This is a genomic window from Alcaligenes faecalis (genome assembly GCF_002443155.1).
Classification (GTDB): Bacteria; Pseudomonadota; Gammaproteobacteria; order Burkholderiales; family Burkholderiaceae_B; genus Alcaligenes; species Alcaligenes faecalis.
This window is the reverse complement of record NZ_CP023667.1, coordinates 1,843,693-1,862,244: the sequence shown is the minus strand read 5'-3', so window position 1 is coordinate 1,862,244 and position 18,552 is coordinate 1,843,693. Positions and strand designations below refer to the sequence as shown.

General features: G+C 56.9%; 17 protein-coding genes. 13 read left to right on the top strand and 4 right to left on the bottom strand.

Translation table 11 applies throughout. From position 1 onward, the window contains the following. Positions 1–67: 67 nt before the first annotated feature. From folC to CPY64_RS08675, 5 genes are all read left to right on the top strand, one after another. Positions 68–1,465 carry a bifunctional tetrahydrofolate synthase/dihydrofolate synthase gene (gene folC, locus CPY64_RS08695; RefSeq protein WP_410171127.1) on the top strand — a complete coding sequence of 466 codons (1,398 nt, stop codon included), beginning with the start codon at positions 68–70 and terminating at the stop codon, positions 1,463–1,465. A 38-nt stretch (positions 1,466–1,503) separates the two neighbouring features. After that, entirely contained in the window at positions 1,504–2,346 is an 843-nt protein-coding gene (locus CPY64_RS08690) for an SPOR domain-containing protein (protein WP_042480806.1), read from the top strand. Continuing rightward, the gene (locus CPY64_RS08685; RefSeq protein ID WP_009457028.1) at positions 2,343–2,831 is read left to right on the top strand and encodes a CvpA family protein; all 489 of its coding nucleotides are present in this window, start codon (positions 2,343–2,345) and stop codon (positions 2,829–2,831) included. Before CPY64_RS08690 ends, CPY64_RS08685 begins: the two co-directional genes overlap by 4 nt. A gap of 23 nt (positions 2,832–2,854) precedes the next feature. Beyond that, positions 2,855–4,339, top strand: coding sequence for an amidophosphoribosyltransferase (gene purF, locus CPY64_RS08680; RefSeq protein WP_026483292.1), 1,485 nt, complete (start codon positions 2,855–2,857; stop codon positions 4,337–4,339). Positions 4,340–4,607: 268 nt separating this feature from the next. After that, positions 4,608–5,825: a serine hydrolase domain-containing protein gene (locus CPY64_RS08675; protein ID WP_080723682.1), complete on the top strand. Its 1,218-nt coding sequence runs from the start codon at positions 4,608–4,610 to the stop codon at positions 5,823–5,825. A 107-nt stretch (positions 5,826–5,932) separates the two neighbouring features. Here the strand turns inward: CPY64_RS08675 and CPY64_RS08670 are convergent, their stop codons facing one another. Genes CPY64_RS08670 through map form a run of 4 tightly spaced genes read right to left on the bottom strand, consistent with a single transcriptional unit; the run spans position 5,933 to position 10,537 of the window. Continuing rightward, complete coding sequence (locus tag CPY64_RS08670) at positions 5,933–6,433, bottom strand: disulfide bond formation protein B (RefSeq protein WP_042480801.1); 501 nt, start codon at positions 6,431–6,433, stop codon at positions 5,933–5,935. Between the two features lie 4 nt (positions 6,434–6,437). Further along, a complete protein-coding gene (locus tag CPY64_RS08665; protein ID WP_042480798.1) occupies positions 6,438–7,151 on the bottom strand; it encodes a MarC family protein in 714 nt (237 codons plus the stop codon). Next, positions 7,151–9,730, bottom strand: coding sequence for a [protein-PII] uridylyltransferase (locus CPY64_RS08660; protein ID WP_042480794.1), 2,580 nt, complete (start codon positions 9,728–9,730; stop codon positions 7,151–7,153). The genes CPY64_RS08665 and CPY64_RS08660 overlap by 1 nt, the downstream gene beginning before the upstream one ends. A gap of 3 nt (positions 9,731–9,733) precedes the next feature. Further along, complete coding sequence (gene map, locus CPY64_RS08655) at positions 9,734–10,537, bottom strand: type I methionyl aminopeptidase (RefSeq protein WP_042480792.1); 804 nt, start codon at positions 10,535–10,537, stop codon at positions 9,734–9,736. Positions 10,538–11,183: 646 nt separating this feature from the next. Here map and rpsB point away from each other — a divergent pair. The 8 genes from rpsB (at position 11,184) to rseP (ending at position 18,548) form a co-directional block, all read left to right on the top strand. Further along, the gene (gene rpsB, locus CPY64_RS08650; protein ID WP_042480789.1) at positions 11,184–11,933 is read left to right on the top strand and encodes a 30S ribosomal protein S2; all 750 of its coding nucleotides are present in this window, start codon (positions 11,184–11,186) and stop codon (positions 11,931–11,933) included. Between the two features lie 111 nt (positions 11,934–12,044). After that, entirely contained in the window at positions 12,045–12,923 is an 879-nt protein-coding gene (gene tsf, locus CPY64_RS08645) for a translation elongation factor Ts (protein ID WP_009457016.1), read from the top strand. Positions 12,924–13,016: 93 nt separating this feature from the next. After that, the gene (pyrH, locus tag CPY64_RS08640) at positions 13,017–13,733 is read left to right on the top strand and encodes a UMP kinase (RefSeq protein WP_003799741.1); all 717 of its coding nucleotides are present in this window, start codon (positions 13,017–13,019) and stop codon (positions 13,731–13,733) included. A 19-nt stretch (positions 13,734–13,752) separates the two neighbouring features. Beyond that, a complete protein-coding gene (gene frr, locus CPY64_RS08635) occupies positions 13,753–14,313 on the top strand; it encodes a ribosome recycling factor (protein ID WP_009457015.1) in 561 nt (186 codons plus the stop codon). A gap of 25 nt (positions 14,314–14,338) precedes the next feature. Next, entirely contained in the window at positions 14,339–15,103 is a 765-nt protein-coding gene (gene uppS, locus CPY64_RS08630; protein WP_042482141.1) for a polyprenyl diphosphate synthase, read from the top strand. 13 nt (positions 15,104–15,116) lie between these two features. Continuing rightward, positions 15,117–15,971: a phosphatidate cytidylyltransferase gene (locus CPY64_RS08625; RefSeq protein WP_042480785.1), complete on the top strand. Its 855-nt coding sequence runs from the start codon at positions 15,117–15,119 to the stop codon at positions 15,969–15,971. Positions 15,972–16,011: 40 nt separating this feature from the next. Further along, the gene (locus CPY64_RS08620; RefSeq protein WP_042480781.1) at positions 16,012–17,214 is read left to right on the top strand and encodes a 1-deoxy-D-xylulose-5-phosphate reductoisomerase; all 1,203 of its coding nucleotides are present in this window, start codon (positions 16,012–16,014) and stop codon (positions 17,212–17,214) included. A gap of 11 nt (positions 17,215–17,225) precedes the next feature. Further along, positions 17,226–18,548 carry an RIP metalloprotease RseP gene (gene rseP, locus CPY64_RS08615; protein WP_042480779.1) on the top strand — a complete coding sequence of 441 codons (1,323 nt, stop codon included), beginning with the start codon at positions 17,226–17,228 and terminating at the stop codon, positions 18,546–18,548. Positions 18,549–18,552 lie beyond the last annotated feature (4 nt).

The window sequence follows — 18,552 nt, the reverse complement described above, 5'->3', positions numbered from 1 at the left end:
GTTAAGGCGTATTGGATCACGGCAGGTGCTATCATCAGCGCCTGCCGTTTTTATTTTGTAATTGGTGTTGTCCATGACTCATCCTGTTCTGAAAGCCGACTCCTCGCTGAGCGATTGGCTGTCCTATCTGGAAACTTTGCATCCCTCGGCCATCGATCTGGGCCTGTGCCGGATTCGCGAGGTTGCCCAACGTCTGAACATCAAACTGGATTCCGTCGTCATTACGGTGGGGGGCACCAACGGCAAAGGCTCGACCTGCGCCATGCTGGAAGCGATTTTGCTGGCGGCGGCCTACAAGGTGGGCGTGTATGCCTCACCGCATCTGGTGCGCTACAACGAGCGCATTCGCTTGAATGGCGAGATGGCCGAGGATGCCCAGATCACGGCGCAGTTTGCCCGTATCAACGAAGCCCGTGGCGATCTGACACTGACTTACTTCGAGTTTTCCACGCTGGCCGCCTTGTTGCTGTTCCAGGAGCAGCGGGTTGATGTTGCCGTGCTGGAGGTGGGGCTGGGTGGTCGACTGGATGCCGTCAATATCATTGATGCGGACTGCTCCATCATTACCAGCATTGATATCGACCATGCTGAATACCTGGGCAACACCCGTGAGCAGGTCGCCTGGGAGAAAGCCCATATTTTCCGTGCTGATCGTCCTGCGATCTGTGCGGATCCCGTACCGCCACAGACCATGCTGGATTACGCCCAGGAGATTGGTGCCCAATTGTGGCTGTTTGGCAAAGATTTCAACTATTCGGGCGACCGCCAGCAATGGGCTTATGGTGGTCGTAATCAGCGCCGCGCTGCCTTGGCTTACCCGGCCTTGCGTGGAGCGAACCAACTGCTGAATGCCTCCGCGGCATTGGCTGCGCTGGAGTCGCTGCACCCACGTCTGGCTGTGCCTGCGCAGGCTGTACGCGCTGGTTTGTTGCGTGCCCACATGCCTGGCCGCTTCCAGATTCAACCCGGCCAGCCTTGTGTGATTTTTGACGTGGCCCACAATCCCCATGCCGCAGCTGCCCTGGCACAGAACCTGGACAATATGCCGCCGTACCCCAAGACGATTGCCGTCGTGGGCATGTACAAGGACAAGGATGTGGACGGTGTAATCGCCCGTATGGCTACCCGTATCGATCACTGGATGTGCGCCAGTCTGGAAGGTCCGCGCAGCCTGTCGGGCGAGGAGTTGGCCAATCACGTCCGTTCTGTGCTGGCCAGTGGGGAGACACCTGATGATGTGCTGGCACCCGAAGCCGAATCCAGTTCGCATCGCCCGGGCGTTCGACCCGTTGCGCGTGCTTCAGTCAGTAAAGCGTCAGCAGTCGTATCCAGTTACAACAGTCCTCAGCTCGCTTACGAGGCGGCATTAAAAGAGGCCAGTGACAATGATAGAATTGTCGTGTTTGGCTCGTTTGCGACAGTAGGGCCGATACTTGAAGCCGCAAACGACCGTTCTTCTTCCTGAATATCGGTAAGACTGCTTATTTCATAGGTCTAGGGCTCATGGGTTTATTTTCACGTAACGATACTTCCTCATCGTCGGGTCGCCGCGGCAGTGCTTCCAGCGATTCACAATTATCGGAACTGCGTGGACGGGCTCGTCGCCGTCTGATCGGCGCGCTGGCTCTGGTTTTGGCCGTGGTTGTGCTGGTGCCCATGCTGACTGCCGACAAAACCCCGCCCGAGCCCGAGCAGTCTCTGGCTTTGGGGCCGATTGGCCAGACAACGGGGCAGGGCACGGTGCAAACTCGCCCTGGCGAGTTGGTGGTGCAAGAGGGCACGCCCGCTCCTGTTATCGAGCAACCTGACGAGCCGCTGGTCGCTGATCCTTCCACCAGTACTGATGGAGGCCTGGCTGTGGTCAATCCCGGTCTGGAAACCGATCCTGCGCATGTGACTACGCCAAGCACCCCAACTGAGCCGCCGCCTGTGACCACCCGTCCAGAGCCGCCCAAGCCGGTTGAAAAACCCAAGCCTGTCGAAAAACCCAAGCCAGCCCCAGCGCCTGCACAAAATGGCCGTACGGATGACGGCTCCTACGCGCTGGCCCTGCTGGAAGGCCGTGTACCGAACAAACCTGCCCCTGCTGCCGCCAAGCCGGCTGCGCAGCAAGGCAACTTCATTTTGCAGATTGTCGCCTATTCCAACCAGAACGATGCCCAGTCGCGTCGTGATCAGCTGGTATCGGCCGGTGTGACCAATGCCTATGTAGAGACGGCACAAAGCGGTGGCAAGCCAACCTATCGTTTGCGTGTGGGCCCATTCCCCACTCGTGAAGCAGCACAGGCAGCCCAGGCCCGCTTGCGCTCGCTCGGTTACGAGAACAGTTTTATCTCGGCTAAGTGAGCAGCTTCGACTATATCGTCCTTGGAATTGTGGGTGTGTCAGGCCTTCTGGGCCTGATACGCGGATTGATCAAGGAAGTTCTTTCGCTCAGCGCCTATTTGCTGGCTTTCATGGCCGCAATCTGGTGGGGGCCACGCACATCAGGCTGGATACAAGTCTGGGTAGAAAACGGCTTATTACGTACGGCTTTGGCCTACGGAGCCGTTTTTTTTATGGTCTTGCTGCTGGTGGGCCTGTTGAACATGCTGCTGGCCAGCCTGATCGAGCAAACGGGTTTGACGCCCGCCGATCACGGACTAGGCGGCCTGTTTGGTCTGGCTCGCGGGGTGTTGCTGGTGCTGATTCTGGTCATCCTGGCCGGACATACCGATTTACCTAAAGAACCGTGGTGGGAGCAGGCCAAGCTGGCCGAACCTGCGATCCGCGCGGTGCAGTCGATTAAGGCCATGCTGCCGCCGTCTCTGGCAGAATGGCTGCCTTATTGAGAACACACTAACGGGAACCAATCATGTGTGGAGTTGTAGGGGTTGTTGCGCGCAGCCCTGTAAATCAGTTGATCTATGACAGTTTGCTCTTGCTGCAGCATCGCGGGCAGGATGCAGCGGGGCTGGCGACCTGGCACGACCAGTTCTTCAGCATGCACAAGGCATTTGGCCTGGTGCGGGACGTATTTCGCACCCGCAACATGCGCTCCTTGCCGGGCAATAGCGGTATTGGCCACGTGCGTTACCCCACTGCAGGCTCCAGCCAGAGCGTGGAGGAGGCGCAGCCGTTTTACGTCAATGCCCCCTTTGGTCTGAGCTTTGTGCACAACGGCAATCTGACCAATTGGCGTGAACTGCGTGAAGAGCTGTTCACCATTGACCGTCGCCACATCAACACCAACTCGGACTCCGAGGTTCTGCTCAATGTGTACGCGCACGAATTGCAACGTGCCGCCACGGGCCCCGAGCTGTCTCAGGACGAAGTGTTTGAGGCCGTGGCAGCCGTGCACCGTCGTGCCCGTGGTGCTTACGCCGTGGTGTCGCAAATTGCGAACTTTGGTCTGGTTGCCTTCCGCGATCCAAACGGGATTCGTCCTTTGTGCCTGGGTCGCAACGTGACCCCCAAAGGTGAAGAATGGATGGTTGCTTCCGAGTCCGTGGCCTTGACCGGTTGCGGCTTTGAGCTGGTCCGTGATGTGGAGCCCGGCGAGGCCATCATCATTGATCTGGACGGCAATCTCAGCAGCCGCCAGTGCGCCGAGAATCCGCGCCTGAACCCCTGTGTCTTTGAATACGTGTACTTTGCCCGCCCAGACTCCACGGTCGATGGTGTGTCGGTGTACGACGCCCGTCTGCTGATGGGGGAGTACCTGGCCGAGAACGTCGCCAAGAACCTGCGTCTGGCTGATATCGATGTGGTGATGCCCATCCCTGACTCGGCCCGCCCATCGGCCATGCAGTTGGCGGCGCATCTGAACCTCAACTACCGTGAAGGTTTCATCAAGAATCGCTACGTAGGCCGCACCTTCATCATGCCCGGCCAGGAAGTGCGCAAGAAGTCCGTGCGTCAGAAGCTGAGCGCCATTCCCATGGAGTTCCAGGGCAAGAATGTGCTGCTGGTGGACGACTCCATCGTTCGTGGTACCACTAGCCGCCAGATCGTGGACATGGCTCGTGCAGCAGGTGCAAACAAGGTGTTCTTTGCCTCCGCAGCGCCACCGGTACGCTTCCCGAACGTGTACGGCATTGACATGCCCACCGTGTCCGAGCTGATCGCCACGGGTCGTGATGTGGATCAGGTTGCCAAGGAAATTGGTGTGGACGGTCTGGTCTACCAGGACCTGCACGATCTGGAACAGTCCTTGCGTGACCTGAACCCACGCTTTGCCGGTTTTGAGTCTTCCTGCTTTAGCGGCGAGTACGTGACAGGCGATGTGGACGAGGCGTATCTGAATCTGTTGGCAGAAGGCCGCAAAGGCGGTCGTGAAGTGCCGGACGTGACGGATTGATCGTCTGATTCTTTAGTTGAATAAAAAACCCGCTTTTATGGCGGGTTTTTTATTTCTTCATTCTGTGATTTTTGTTTTTGCATTCGATTTGTTTTTATTCAGGTTTTAATTATTAGCCTATTTTATAAAATAAATTTATTTTTCTTATCTTGTTGATAATAATAATTTCTTCCATTTTGTTTTGAATTTTTATTAATTCACTTATATTCCTGCTTTGTTTCTTTTGATAAATCATGAGCGTCAGTGCTTATTCTATCGGGATACAAAGATGAAAGACCTAAGCTGCGATATAGAGTCAGACCACGTAGTGGCGGTAACTGAGTCGACTGGGGTGAATCAGGGCAATAGTTCTTCGCGGACCCATTTTCCTGTCCTGCATCAATTCCTGGAGCAGGCCCTAGGCCGAAATCAGGTGATGGGGGCGGTGGTTCTGGTCGCTCACCAAGGTCAGGTGGTATTGAGTTATGTAGGTGGATGGGCCGACAAGGAAAAGGTCAGACCCATGCACGAGGATACGGTGTTCAGATTGGGTTCTTTGAGCAAATCGGTTAGCTCCTGGTTAGCCTTGTGCTTAAGCGAGCAAGGGCTGATTTCCTTGAAAGACAGAATCACACGTTACCTCCCCAATTTTGGTCCTCACTTTGAGTCGAAATGTCCACCGATTTCGATTCATCAATTACTGACTCATACCTCTGGTCTTAGCTATCGCTTTATTGATGGGGAAGAGAGCCTGTATGCGCAGGCGCAAATCAGTGATGGCATTGATCGCGTAGACCTGAGCTGGCAAGAGAACTTCCGTCGTGTGTGTTCCGTACCGCTGCGCTTTGCGCCAGGGACTGGCTGGCGCTACTCCTTGGGTATTGACGTGGTGGGCAAAGCCTTGGAGGTCGCGTCCGGGAAAGGCTTGGCGCAACTGCTGGAAGAGACAATCAGTGCCCCTTTGGGTTTGCAGCATTGTTCGTTCTATGAGCGCGATTACTACCAGATAGCAGCACATTATCAAAATCATGTAGCAGGCCTGTCCCGGGCTGAAGGTGCGTTGGATTTGGGAATAGGTGTGCTGCGTTTTGATGAGAGCCTGATGTCCCGACCCTCTACGCCGGTCTATGCCGGTGCTTCCATGTTGGGTTCTGGCCCGGATTTGATGCGTATCTTGCTGGGTTTGCGGAATGGGCGCTTGCTATCCCGGTTATCCTATCAGGCGTTCTTGAGCGACCATGTACCGCATTCGTCCAAGTGCATGTGGCGCAACTGGGGCTATACCTACGGGGCGGCAATTTCCCGACTGGAGCCGGACTCAACCATGCCCATGTCGGCGGGTAGTGTGCAATGGGTAGGCGCCTTTGGGCAGAAGTGGATGTTTGATCCACATAAGGACGTGATTATTGTCAGCATGAGCAATACGGCTCCGGAGGGCTTGTTTGGCGCTTTCCCGGACCAAGTGCGCGATGCAGTTTATGCTGACCTGGGGCTGATGCCAGGATAAGCTTGCCTGCGGCTATTGGATGTAAAAACACCCCACAAATCGGATTTGCATCCGGTTTGTGGGGTGTTACGCAATCAGACGAGTTTTGTTGTGCTGATTGAACGTGTTCAGGCACCACGACGCTTGAACAAGGTCAGCAGCAAACCCAGGCCCAGAATGACAAACAGCGCCAGGCTCCAGTACGCATATTCAATCCCCAGCAGTGGCTGACGTGCGTCCATGCAGGAAGCATAGATACCAAACAACCAGGGCAGGCCGCTTTCCAGGCCGGACTGGGTAATGAAGCGATCAGCAAAGGTCTGGTCGCAACTGAACAAGTGTTGTGCCACAGAAACCTGATACCAGGCAGCCAGAATGCCTCCTACAGAGGTAGCCAGACCTAGCAAGCTGGCGACGGTAGAGCTGCGCTGATGCCCCAGCTGACGCAACACACCAGCAACCAGGCTGAACACGCCCAGCACAATGAAAATCAGGCGTTGCAGGACGCACCAGGCGCAAGGCGGGATGCTGAATACATGCTGGGAAAGCAGCGCAATGCCTACGCCTGAGAAGGCGAGCAGGGCGATCAGATAATAGGGTGCAGCGGACTGGCGGGAGGTTGCGGCCATGGTATCAAGAGGAACTTAAAGAATAAAAGGTAGAAGCTTCGTGCAGCAAACCCAGGAAAAGTTCATGGAAACCTGCCCAGGTAATCTGTACGCCTAGACACAAGAGGATAAAGGCGGACAGGCGCATTACGACAGCGGTGCCATTTTTGCCCAGCTTGTATAGAAATTGGGATGCAAAACGTAAGGCCAGAAACACAATAAAACTGGCCGCCGCAATAGCGGGCAGTGCGCCAGCCAGCTTGCTCATGGTGCCGGTGACCGAATTGTCATGCAAGGTCGCCCCTACCGTCAGCGCGGCGGACAAGGAGCCGGGGCCGCAGAGCATGGGGAAGGTCAGGGGATAGAAGGCTTTGGAGCGAATCTGTTCCCAGGAGTAGGATTCGGCCATGTTCTGGGCGTGCGCCGCATCAAAGTCCGAGGCGTTGATCAATCGCCAGGCCGTGCCTATGACCAGCAAGCCCCCGCCAATACGAATGATGGGCAGGGAAATGCCAAAGAAATTCAGCACGATATTGCCCGCCACCATGGCAATGGCCAGCATGATGAAAATATTGATGGCGACTTTCTTGGCCAGGCGGGCACGGTCAGGCACGCTGGCGCCTTCGGTCAGGGTCAGAAAGATGGGAGCGGCCGCAGGCGGGTTCAGCATGGGCAAGAGTGTTGCCAACGCAAACAGGAAGCTGCGGCTGACATCAGCAAAGACAGAGGAGATTTCCATTAAGACGGGGTGGCTTGTTGAGAGAGGGCTAAACGTACATCGCGCTCCAGGCGCAATTGATTACGGTTTTGTTCCAGCGCGGCACCACTCAGGATGAAGACGTCTTCCACGCGGTCACCCAAGGTCATGACTTTGGCCGAGCGCAGTCGCACGTCGTGGTGCTCGAATACTTGGGCGAGACTGTACAACAAACCGCGCCGGTCTGTGGCACTTAGCGTCAAAATCCAGTCCTGCCCCTGTTCATCCTGGCGCAGGTCCACGGTGGGCTGAATGGGGAAGACGCGGGCCCGGCGCGAGCGTATATCGCGATAGTGATCGTGAGGGTGCTCGTTGGGGAGCCAATCCTGCTGTAGTGCCTGGCACAGCTCGGTTTCGATCAGCAAGGGATCACGTCGCAGGGCGTGATCGTAAGCGGGCAGCATCACGACAAAGCTGTCCAGTGCCCATCCATGGCGGGTGGTGTAAATGCGTGCGTCCTGGATGCTGACGGCCTGGCTGTCAAAGTAACGACAGATGCGCAAGAACAGACGGCTGGCGTCCTTGGTGTAGACCAGCACCTGCAGCGCATCGGTTTGTCCGGCGGGACGTATGCGCACCACCGGTGTCAGGCTGTGAGACTGGTGATACAGCTGAATGGTATGCCAGGCAATTTCGCTGGCGTCGTGACGCAGAAAATAGGGCTTGTCCAGCCATTGCCAAAAGTCTTCACGCGCATCGTCCAGCAGGCCGGCCAGACGTATTTCACCGGCGGCGTCACGCTTGCGCTGATCCAGCACGGAGACACCGTCCTTGGCTTCGCGTCCTAGCGCTGCCAAGGTCAGGTTGTACAGGTCTTCCAGCAGCTTGCCTTTCCAGGAGTTCCACACGGTCGGGCTGGTGGCGCGTATATCGGCGACGGTCAGCAGGTACAGGGCCGTCAGGCGGCGTTCCGTGCCTACGGTTTGCAGGAACTGGAAAATCACATTCGGGTCGCTCAAATCGCGTTTTTGAGCGACTTGCGACATGCTCAGGTGCTCCCGGACCAGAAATACCACCAGTTCCGCGTCCACAGGCATCAGGCCGTGGTCCTGGCAAAACGCCAGGGCGTCCTGTGCGCCCAGCTCGGAGTGATTGCCGCCGCGCCCCTTGGCAATGTCGTGAAAGAGGGCAGCGATATACAGCAGCCAATGGCGATCAAAACCGCTCATCAGCTGATTGGCCATAGACAACTCTTCGCTGTGCTCGGCCATGGTGAAGCGGCGTAGATTGCGTATGACTTTCAGCGTGTGCTCGTCCACGGTGTAGGCGTGGAACAGGTCGTGCTGCATCTGCCCAACGACGCGTCGAAAGACTGGCAGATAGCGTGGCAGCAGGTTCAGCAGATTCATCAGCCGCAAGGTATGCACGATACCTTTGTTCTGCTGCAGGATTTCCAGAAACAGACGTCGATTCCGAGGTTCTGCCCGGAACTTGGCATCAATCAGGCGGCGGGCGTGCCATAAGGCGCGCAGGGTATCGGCTTTCAGGCCACGCAGATTGGGCTGTTGCTGCAAATGCAGCATGGCCACAAAAATTAGGGAAGGGTCTTGCTCGAAGCCATCCGGCTGGCGTAGTTCCAGCTGCCCATGATGAATCTGGAAGTGGCTGTCCAGAATCAACGGTTCCTGATCGGTTTGTGGAAACAGGTGTTCCTCGATGCTGCGCATCAGGATCAGGTTGAGTTGGCTGACAATCTTGGCGGCCCAGTAATAACGCTGCATCAGCAATTCGCTGGCGCGTCGGGTGGCCGTGGGTTGAAAGCCGTAAATTTCTGCCAGACGCGGTTGCAGGTCAAAGAGGAGTCTGTCTTCGGCGCGGCCGGTCAGCAGGTGCAGTTCGATGCGCAGGCGCTTGAAGGCTTCTTCCACGCGCTGCAGGGCTTTCAGCTCAGATTCGGTTAACAGCTCGGATTGAGCAACGTCCACCCAGGTGCGTCCCAAACCGGCTGCCCGTGCCATCCAAAGCAGCACTTGCAAGTCGCGCAAGGCGCCGGGAGACTCTTTGCAGTTGGGTTCCAGGGAATAAGGGGTGTCTTGCAGATGTGCATGACGCTGCTGCTGTTCGGCCTGCTTGGCCAAAAAGAAAGCTTGCGGGTCCATCTGACTTTGCAACTGCTGTTGGGCATGGCGCAGTAGCAGTTTGGAGCCCGCCAGCCAACGGCTTTCCAGCAAGGCGGTTTCGGTGGTGATGTCCTGACTGGCTTGCTCCAGGCATTGGGCTGGTGTGGCCACATTGTGGCTGGGGGCCAGGCCGATATCCCACAAGGCAGCAACCAGTGTCTGAATTCGGTCTATGTCCTCTGCATTCGGTTCACGCTGCAGCAGAATCAGCAGATCTACATCCGAGTGTGGATACAGCTCCCCGCGACCATACCCCCCCAGGGCCGCCAGGCTGGCTTGGCGGGGCAGGGGGTAACGGTCCAGAAGTTCGCGCAGGCCTTGATCACAAATCTGGCACAGGCTTTTGAGCAGGCGATCACAATGCAGGTCCTGCCTGAAGCGCTCGTAGGCCCGAGCCCGGCGGCAAGCAATTCTGTCGCGAAGCTGGGCCAGGAAGGACATGGTTCAGCCCTTGTTGATAATGGCTGGAGGGGCTGGCATGCCGGGCGAGACGGTCAGCACTTCATAGCCGGTATCGGTGACCAGTACCGCATGCTCCCACTGGGCCGACAGGCTGTGGTCGCGAGTCACCACGGTCCATTGGTCTGCCAGGGTGCGCAGTTCGCGACGACCGGCGTTGATCATGGGCTCGATGGTGAAAATCATGCCGGGTTCCAGTTTTACGCCGGTGCCGGGTTTGCCGTAGTGCAGCACTTGCGGGTCCTGGTGAAATTTCTGGCCCACACCGTGGCCGCAGTATTCGCGCACAACGGAAAAACCTTGTTTTTCAGCGTGTTGCTGGATGGCGTGGCCGACATCACCCAGGGTGGCGCCGGGTTTGACTTGGTCAATGCCCAACCACATGCATTCGTAGGTGGTTTCAGTCAGGCGGCGGGCCAGGATGCTGGGCTCGCCCACGTAGTACATACGGCTGGTGTCGCCAAACCAGCCGTCTTGAATAATGGTGACGTCCATATTCAGAATGTCGCCATTTTTCAACACTTTATCGCCGGGAATGCCGTGACAGATAACGTGGTTGACGGAGGTGCAAATGGAGCCTGGAAAGGGTGGGTAGCCAGGGGGCGCGTAGCCCACGGTGGCGGATTTGACCCCCAGCTCATTGATGCGCTCCATGCACAGGCGATCCAGTTCGCCGGTTGTGACACCTGCTTTGACAAAGGGAGTCAGGTAATCAAGGATGGATGCCGCCGTCTGGCAAGCAGCACGCATTTTTTCGAGATCAGTGGGGTCTGTGACGAGAATACTCATAGCAACTTGAACAGGTCTATTGAAAAATAGTAGAATTATAGGCTTTTGTGAATTTTGCAGTTACGCACAGTCCCGTTTGGGGCGATCTGGCGGCTGTCCCAGCAAGGCGGTGTCAGGCAGCGCAAGACGCTGTTTACCGCATTAAATCTAGGTTCTCCTGGTTTGACCGGCTTTTCTCAGGCTTTCTGAATCTTCAGAACGGATGAGTCAAGCAAGGGGTCAGGACAGTCTGCTCCAAGATTGAAAAAAACGCCTCAAGGCGCTGCGAGCCAGCAAAAACACGCAAAATTCACAACGAATACAGGGTCAGCACGATCACAAGCGTTGCAAAAGCAACATGGGCAACAGCCCGGTTCTTGTTCGACAGAGGCTGACCAGGCAATCCTCTAGGATACACCTGCGAACAGTGCGCTGTATGCAGGCGGTAGACAGAAAAGTTTCAGGCCCGGGCCCGGACGGCAGATATCCAGTCTGCCCACAGGCACGAGTCCGTTGCAGTGCAGGCGTTCGCTCATGTTGGGCAACGTTTTTATGTTTTTAGTTGTAAATCGCGTGACTGTCCGTCTCGGGGTGTCTGGAATGCAGCACAGGCTGCGGCCCTTACCGGATACCGGGCAGTTACAAGACCAAACCCTTGGAGAACTTTATGTCTTTAATGCGTGAAATGCTGGAAGCTGGTGTGCACTTTGGCCACCAAACCCGTTACTGGAACCCCAAGATGGCTCCGTTCATCTTCGGTCAGCGTAACAACATCCACATCATCAACCTGGAAAAAACGGTTGTTCAGTACGAAGAAGCAACCAAATTCGTGCGTCAACTGGCTGCTCGTGGCGGCAACGTGCTGTTCGTAGGCACCAAGCGTGCTGCTCGCGAACTGGTGGCTGCTGAGGCCGAGCGTTGCGGTATGCCTTACGTTGACAGCCGCTGGCTGGGTGGCATGATGACCAACTTCAAAACGGTCAAGACTTCCATCAAGCGTCTGAAAGAAATGGAAGGTCAGATGGCTGAAGGCCGTCTGGAAACCATGAGCAAGAAAGAAGCCTTGATGTTCGAACGCGAACTGGAAAAGCTGAACAAGGCCATCGGCGGTATCAAGGACATGAACAACCTGCCTGACGCCCTGTTCGTGATCGACGTCGGCTACCACAAGATTGCTGTGGCCGAAGCCCGCACTCTGGGTATCCCCGTTGTGGCCGTGGTTGATACCAACCACTCGCCAGAAGGTCTGGATTACGTGATTCCTGGTAACGATGACTCGGCCAAGGCTATCGCTCTGTACGCCCGTGGCATGGCTGACGCCGTGCTGGCTGGCCGCGAACAGAACCTGAACGGTCTGGTTGAAGAAATCGCCGCTGACGAAGAATTCGTCGAAGTTCAGGCTGACGCCCAGGAGTAACAGGCTCACCGCTGTCTGCCAGACACCATCAGTTGTCATGGCAGACAGCTACAGTGACCTTTCGTATCGCCCCGGCTTGCCGGGGCATGTTCTACAGAATTGGAGAAAACCGTGGCTCAAATCACCGCATCGATGGTTAAAGAATTGCGCGAGAAAACCGACGCGCCCATGATGGAATGCAAAAAAGCACTGACCGAAGCCGACGGCGATATGGCACGTGCTGAAGAAATCTTGCGCGTGAAGCTGGGCAGCAAGGCTAGCAAAGCAGCTACCCGCGTTACCGCTGAAGGCCTGGTTTCTGTTTACATCGCTGACGATGCCAAGACCGGCTCCGTAGTTGAAGTTAACTGCGAAACCGACTTTGTTGCCAAGAACGATGACTTCATCGGCTTTATCAACGACGTCGCTCAACTGGTCGCCAAAAACAACCCAGCCGATCTGGCCGCTCTGGCTGAACTGCCACTGGCCGACAGCAATGTCGAGACCGTGCGCGCAGCTCTGGTTGGCAAGATTGGTGAAAACATCTCGATCCGTCGCTTCCAGCGCTACGAAACAGCCGGCCAACTGGCCAGCTACGTTCACGGCGGCAAGATCGGCGTATTGGTTGATTTCGCCGGTGGCGACGAGGAAGTGGGTAAGGATCTGGCCATGCACATCGCTGCGACTCGTCCTAAGGCGATGGACGCTTCGGGTGTTGACGCAGCTGAAATCGAAGCCGAGCGCTCCGTGGCTGCTCAGAAAGCCGCTGAATCCGGCAAGCCTGCTGACATCGTCACCAAAATGGTTGACGGCGCTGTTGCTAAGTTCCTGAAAGAAGTGACTCTGCTGAGCCAGCCTTTCGTCAAGAACGACAAGCAAAGCGTGCAGCAAATGCTGGACGAGAAAAAAGCATCGATCGCTGGCTTTACCCTGTACGTTGTGGGTGAAGGCATTGAAAAGCGTGTTGAAGATTTCGCTGCTGAGGTAGCTGCTGCTGCCGGCCAAGCCTAATCTAGCTTGTTTTTTCAGGGCAGGCACCGTAGTGGCGGTGCCTGCCCTGCTGCTTTACACTCTCTTCTGTCTTCGTCACTTGGAATCCCACCCATGACTACCCCTCATTACAAACGTGTTCTGTTGAAGCTCTCCGGCGAAGCGCTGATGGGCGAGGACTCGTTCGGTATTAATCGCAGCACAATCATTCGCATGACGGAGGAGATCGCCCAGGTTGCCCAGTTGGGGGTACAGCTGGCTATCGTGATTGGCGGGGGCAATATCTTTCGCGGCATCGCTCCAGGTGCCCAGGGCATGGATCGTGCGACAGCCGACTACATGGGCATGATGGCTACCGTCATGAACGCGCTGGCCTTGCAAGATGCCTTGAAGCACCGTGGCCTGGATGCCCGAGTGCAATCTGCCCTGAATATTGAGCAGGTCGTGGAGCCTTACATTCGTCCCAAGGCACTGCGTTACCTGGAAGAAAACAAAGTTGTTATTTTTGCAGCCGGTACGGGGAACCCGTTTTTCACCACCGATACGGCAGCGGCCTTGCGCGGCGCCGAAGTGGGGGCGGAAATCGTACTGAAAGCGACCAAAGTCGACGGCATCTACAGTGCCGATCCCAATAAAGATCCAGGCGCGACTCGATACTCGCGTATCAGCTTTGACGAGGCTATCGTGCGTCGTCTGGAAGTGATGGACGCTACCGCCTTTGCGCTGTGTCGCGACCAGAAACTGCCGATCAAAGTGTTCTCCATCAACAAGCCCGGCGCCCTGACGCGCGCGGTCTCTGGTGAAGATGAAGGCACCCTGGTTCACGTTTAAAGTTATAGGAATTTAGTCCATGAGTCTTTCCGAGATTAAAGCATCGACCGACAGCCGGATGGGTAAGTCCCTCGAGTCTCTCAAGACAGGCCTGGCCAAAATTCGCACTGGCCGTGCTACTGCGGGCTTGCTGGATCACATTCAGGTTGAGTACTACGGCTCCATGGTGCCTGTCAGCCAGGTGGGCAACATCACGGTGGTGGATGCTCGCACGCTGAACGTGCAAGTGTGGGAAAAGCATATGGCTGGCCCGATTGAAAAAGCCATTCGCGACAACGAGCTGGGCCTGAACCCCATCTCGATGGGCGAGAGCATTCGTGTGCCCATGCCCGCCCTGACCGAAGAGCGCCGTCGCGATCTGGCCAAAGTGGTGCGTGGCGAAGGCGAAGATGCCAAGGTTGCCATCCGCAACTTGCGTCGTGACGCCAATGACACGCTCAAAAAGCAGGTCAAGGACAAGGAAATCTCCGAGGACGACGAGCGTCGCGCCCAGGACGAAATCCAGAAGCTGACCGACAAGTATGTGGCCGAAGTCGACAAGCTGATCGCCCAGAAAGAAGCCGAGATCATGACGGTCTAACGGCTTTTGCACAGGTGGCTAGGTGATATCTTTCAGTTCTACCCAAACTATTCCGGAACACGGTCAGGTTCCTGGCCACCTGGCAATTGTCATGGACGGCAATGGACGATGGGCGACCCGTCGTCTGTTGCCCCGCACGGCAGGGCACTTGCGGGGTGTGCAAACCGTCCGGCGCATTGTCGAGGCCTGTGGCGAACTCGGCGTGCGTTATTTGACCCTGTTTGCTTTCAGCTCCGAGAACTGGCGACGTCCTCCCGAAGAGGTCTCCCTGTTGATGGGGCTGTTCGTCAAGATGCTGCAAAAAGAAGTGGCAACACTGAAAAAAAACGGCGTCCGACTCCATGTTATTGGCGAGCTGTCCGCATTTAGCGAAGAACTGCGTGGCTTGATTGCCCAGGCAGAAGAACAAACGCGCGATAACGACACCTTGCATTTGACGATTGCCGCCAATTACGGCGGTCGTTGGGATATTTTGCAAGCGACCCAAAAGGCGCTGGCAGCCAATCCCCATTTGGTCGATCATCCCGAGCAGCTGGATGAGGCCATGTTCAGTCCCTATTTGGCAATGTCTTACGCCCCCGAACCGGATTTGTTCATCCGCACGGGTGGAGAGCGTCGCATTTCCAATTTCTTGATCTGGCAGATGGCCTATACCGAGCTGTACTTTACAGACGCGTACTGGCCGGATTTTGACCGGGCGCAGCTTGAACAGGCCTTCGAGTGGTATCGTGGGCGCGAGCGGCGCTTTGGGCGCACCAGTGCCCAGGTGCAGGGTAGCCCCGCGCCTTGACGGAGCCTTATCTATGTTGAAACAACGTGTCATCACCGCCCTGATCTTGCTGGTCATTCTGGGCGCGGCCATGCTCGCCCCCGTGCGCTGGCCTTTGCTGGCTATTTTTGTCCTGATGAGTACGCTGGCCTGCTGGGAATGGGAACGTCTGAGCCTGTCCCAGGAGCAGCAGCGTTGGGCCTGGCCGCTGGCCTTGCTCAATGGCGCCTTGATGCTTTGGCTAAGTGTGTACTGGTATGAAACGGGCCCGCAAGGGCAGGCTGCTGATCTGGTTTACCGCGGTCTGGTGCCCTTGATGGCGGCCTTGTGGATTGTTGGGGCGACAGGACTGGTGCTGCAGGGTCAGGCCACGCAGCGTGCGCAACGCGTCTTGCTTAGTGTGATGGGTGTGCTCGCTCCTTTGGTCGCCTGGGCCAGCCTGTATCTGTTCTTGCATACACAGGGCATTGTTTACGTGCTCTCCTTGCTGGTCCTGATCTGGGTGGCGGACATCGCTGCTTACTTCGCTGGACGTGCCTTCGGTAAAGCCAAACTGGCCCCGCGTGTCAGTCCGGGCAAGACCTGGGCCGGAGCGGTCGGTGGTATGGTTGCCGCTGCTGCATGGATGTTGATCAGCGCAAATTGGACCGGCAGTTTCGGCGCCGATGTGCTGCAGCGCTGGGGCTGGGTGGCCACGGCTGCTTTGGGTGTTGCGCTGGCGGCCCTCTCTATCGTGGGTGATTTGTTTGAGTCCCTGCTCAAGCGCCGTGCCGCTGTTAAAGATTCCAGTCAATTATTGCCCGGCCATGGTGGGGTGTACGACCGTATCGACGCCTTGCTGCCGGTTGCTCCCGTGGCCTTGCTGCTAAGTGGGGCGTGGCTCTTTTAGTCCTGCGTGGATTCAAAGTGTTTGCGTCAAGGAAGAACTCATGAGTTTCCAGCATGTATGTGTGTTAGGAGCCACTGGCTCTATTGGTATCAGCACACTGGATGTGATTGCTCGCCATCCCGATCGGATGGCGGTTTATGCCGTGAGCGGCCACACTCGTATGGAGCTGCTGGCCGAGCAGGCTCGTGACAGTGCAGCCCGCGTTGTTCTTGTGCCGGATGAAGCTGCACGTAGCCGTTTTCTGGCGGCGTGGCAGGGCGCTACAGTGCCGGAGATTCGGGTAGGCGCACAGGCGCTGGCCGATACGGCTGCGGATCCGCACGTTACCACTGTCATGGCAGCGATTATTGGTGCAGCAGGCTTGCCTTCGGCTTTGGCCGCCGCTCGTGCGGGCAAGCGTGTATTGCTGGCCAATAAAGAAGCGCTGGTCGCCGCGGGCCGTATCTTCATGCAGGCCGTTCAAGAGGGCGGGGCGCAATTGATGCCTATCGACTCCGAACACAGCGCCATCTACCAGTGCCTGGCCGGTGAACTGCCTGCGGAGCCCGGTCAGCCTGTGGCTGCTCTGCGCCGTCTTTTGGTAACGGCTTCCGGTGGACCTTTCCGCTCGCGCAGCTTGTCCGAACTGGAAGGCGTGACGCCCGAGCAAGCCTGCGCACATCCTAACTGGAGCATGGGCCGCAAGATTTCGGTGGACTCGGCCACCATGCTGAATAAAGGCTTGGAAGTCATTGAGGCACACTGGTTGTTCTCTGTGCCGGTTGATCAGATTGATGTGGTAGTGCATCCGCAAAGCGTGATTCACTCCATGGTCGAGTACATAGACGGTTCGGTCATGGCTCAATTGGGGCAGCCCGACATGCGTACGGCGATTGCCTACGGTCTGGGCTTTCCGGAGCGTCTGTATAGCGGCGTGGGCTTGCTGGATCTGGCCACCATGGGGCGCCTGGATTTTGAGCAGCCCGATTTTCTGCGTTTCCCCTGTCTGCGACTGGCCTACGATGCCTTGCGCAGCAGTCAGGCCGCTTGCGTGACCTTGAATGCGGCCAATGAAATCGCCGTGGACCGCTTCCTGGAACGGCAGATTGGCTATACTCAGATCCCGGCGGTGATTGAGCATTGTCTGGACAAGCTCAATGGCCGTGCCAGCCAGGCTTTGGAGGCCCTGGACGGGGTTCTGGAGCTGGATAGCGAAACCCGTTCGCTGGCGCTGGACTACTGCCGCGTTTCCGCACGCATTTAACAGGAATTAACATGCTCTTCACCGTTCTGGCTTTCTTGGTAGCCTTGGGCGTGCTGGTGACCTTCCACGAGCTGGGCCACTACTGGGTGGCTCGTCGTTGCGGGGTGCGTGTAGAGCGTTTTTCCATCGGTTTTGGCAAGGTGCTGTACCGTCGTTTTGACAAGAACGGCACTGAATGGGCTGTCTCGGCCTTGCCCCTGGGCGGCTACGTCGCCATGCAAAATGATCCGCCTGCTCATGCCACGCAGGCGCAGATCGACGAATCCTTCAATCACAAACCCCTGCGACAGCGTGCCGCGATCGTGCTGGCTGGCCCCATGGCCAACCTGATTCTGGCCGTGGTGATCTATGCCTTTGTGGGCTTGCTGGGGACTCAAGAGCCCGTAGCGCAAATCGGCCCCGTGCCGGAAGGCACGCCAGCCGCTCAGGCTGGCTTCCAGGCCGGAGACCGTCTGCTTTCTGTGGATGGCAAGCCGGTTGACTCCTGGTTGCAGGCGCGCTGGGCCTTTATGGATGCCTTGTCGTCGGGCGGTGAGCTGGAAGTGGGGGTCAAGAACCAGCTGGGACAGGAACAAAATCGTTACCTGACATTACCGGCGGGCGAGATTTTGCCGGACGGACAGGACTTGATGGCCAAGGCTGGACTGGTACTGCGTCCGGCGCGGTCCATCGTCCAGGAAGTGTTCAAGGATAGCGCAGCGGAACAAGCAGGTCTGCAAGAGAATGACCTGATTATCCGGCTGGATGATTTGGTCGAGCCTGGAATCACGGCCTTCGTTCAAAAGGTGCAACAATCTGCGGGCAAGACACTGGACCTGGAGGTGCTGCGAGAAGGCGAAATTCAACGCCTGCTGCTCACTCCCGAAGGCGATGCCAATACACAAGGGCGGATTGGCGCAAAAGTGGCCATGGATATGCCCATGACGCTGGTGCGTTATGGGCCGATCGAGAGCGTGGAACGCGGATTTACCCGTACCGGGGAGACCTTCTGGTTCTCTTTGAAGATGATCGGGCGCATGATTACGGGGGAAGTCTCTGTACGTAATGTCAGCGGGCCGGTTACTATTGCGGATTATGCGGGCCAGACAGCACGTATCGGCTTTATCGCCTACCTGAATTTCCTGGCCTTGATCAGTATTAGCATTGGTTTACTGAATTTATTACCCGTACCTATGCTGGACGGGGGGCATCTACTGTACTATGCCATCGAAGCTGTGCGCGGCAAGCCCGCTTCGGAGCGCATGATGCTTGTCGGCCAGCGCCTGGGCCTGGCGTTGTTGGCCGTGCTGATGAGTATTGCTTTTTTTAATGACATCACCCGCCTTTTCAGTTGAGAGC

What these genes read in the sequence shown, in the direction of transcription:
- CPY64_RS08690 (WP_042480806.1), top strand. Translation starts at nt 1,504, where the DNA reads ATGGGTTTATTTTCACGTAACGATACTTCCTCATCGTCGGGTCGCCGC.
- purF (WP_026483292.1), top strand. Translation starts at nt 2,855, where the DNA reads ATGTGTGGAGTTGTAGGGGTTGTTGCGCGCAGCCCTGTAAATCAGTTG.
- CPY64_RS08675 (WP_080723682.1), top strand. Translation starts at nt 4,608, where the DNA reads ATGAAAGACCTAAGCTGCGATATAGAGTCAGACCACGTAGTGGCGGTA.
- CPY64_RS08670 (WP_042480801.1), bottom strand. Translation starts at nt 6,433, where the DNA reads ATGGCCGCAACCTCCCGCCAGTCCGCTGCACCCTATTATCTGATCGCC.
- CPY64_RS08665 (WP_042480798.1), bottom strand. Translation starts at nt 7,151, where the DNA reads ATGGAAATCTCCTCTGTCTTTGCTGATGTCAGCCGCAGCTTCCTGTTT.
- CPY64_RS08660 (WP_042480794.1), bottom strand. Translation starts at nt 9,730, where the DNA reads ATGTCCTTCCTGGCCCAGCTTCGCGACAGAATTGCTTGCCGCCGGGCT.
- map (WP_042480792.1), bottom strand. Translation starts at nt 10,537, where the DNA reads ATGAGTATTCTCGTCACAGACCCCACTGATCTCGAAAAAATGCGTGCT.
- rpsB (WP_042480789.1), top strand. Translation starts at nt 11,184, where the DNA reads ATGTCTTTAATGCGTGAAATGCTGGAAGCTGGTGTGCACTTTGGCCAC.
- pyrH (WP_003799741.1), top strand. Translation starts at nt 13,017, where the DNA reads ATGACTACCCCTCATTACAAACGTGTTCTGTTGAAGCTCTCCGGCGAA.
- frr (WP_009457015.1), top strand. Translation starts at nt 13,753, where the DNA reads ATGAGTCTTTCCGAGATTAAAGCATCGACCGACAGCCGGATGGGTAAG.
- CPY64_RS08625 (WP_042480785.1), top strand. Translation starts at nt 15,117, where the DNA reads ATGTTGAAACAACGTGTCATCACCGCCCTGATCTTGCTGGTCATTCTG.
- CPY64_RS08620 (WP_042480781.1), top strand. Translation starts at nt 16,012, where the DNA reads ATGAGTTTCCAGCATGTATGTGTGTTAGGAGCCACTGGCTCTATTGGT.
- rseP (WP_042480779.1), top strand. Translation starts at nt 17,226, where the DNA reads ATGCTCTTCACCGTTCTGGCTTTCTTGGTAGCCTTGGGCGTGCTGGTG.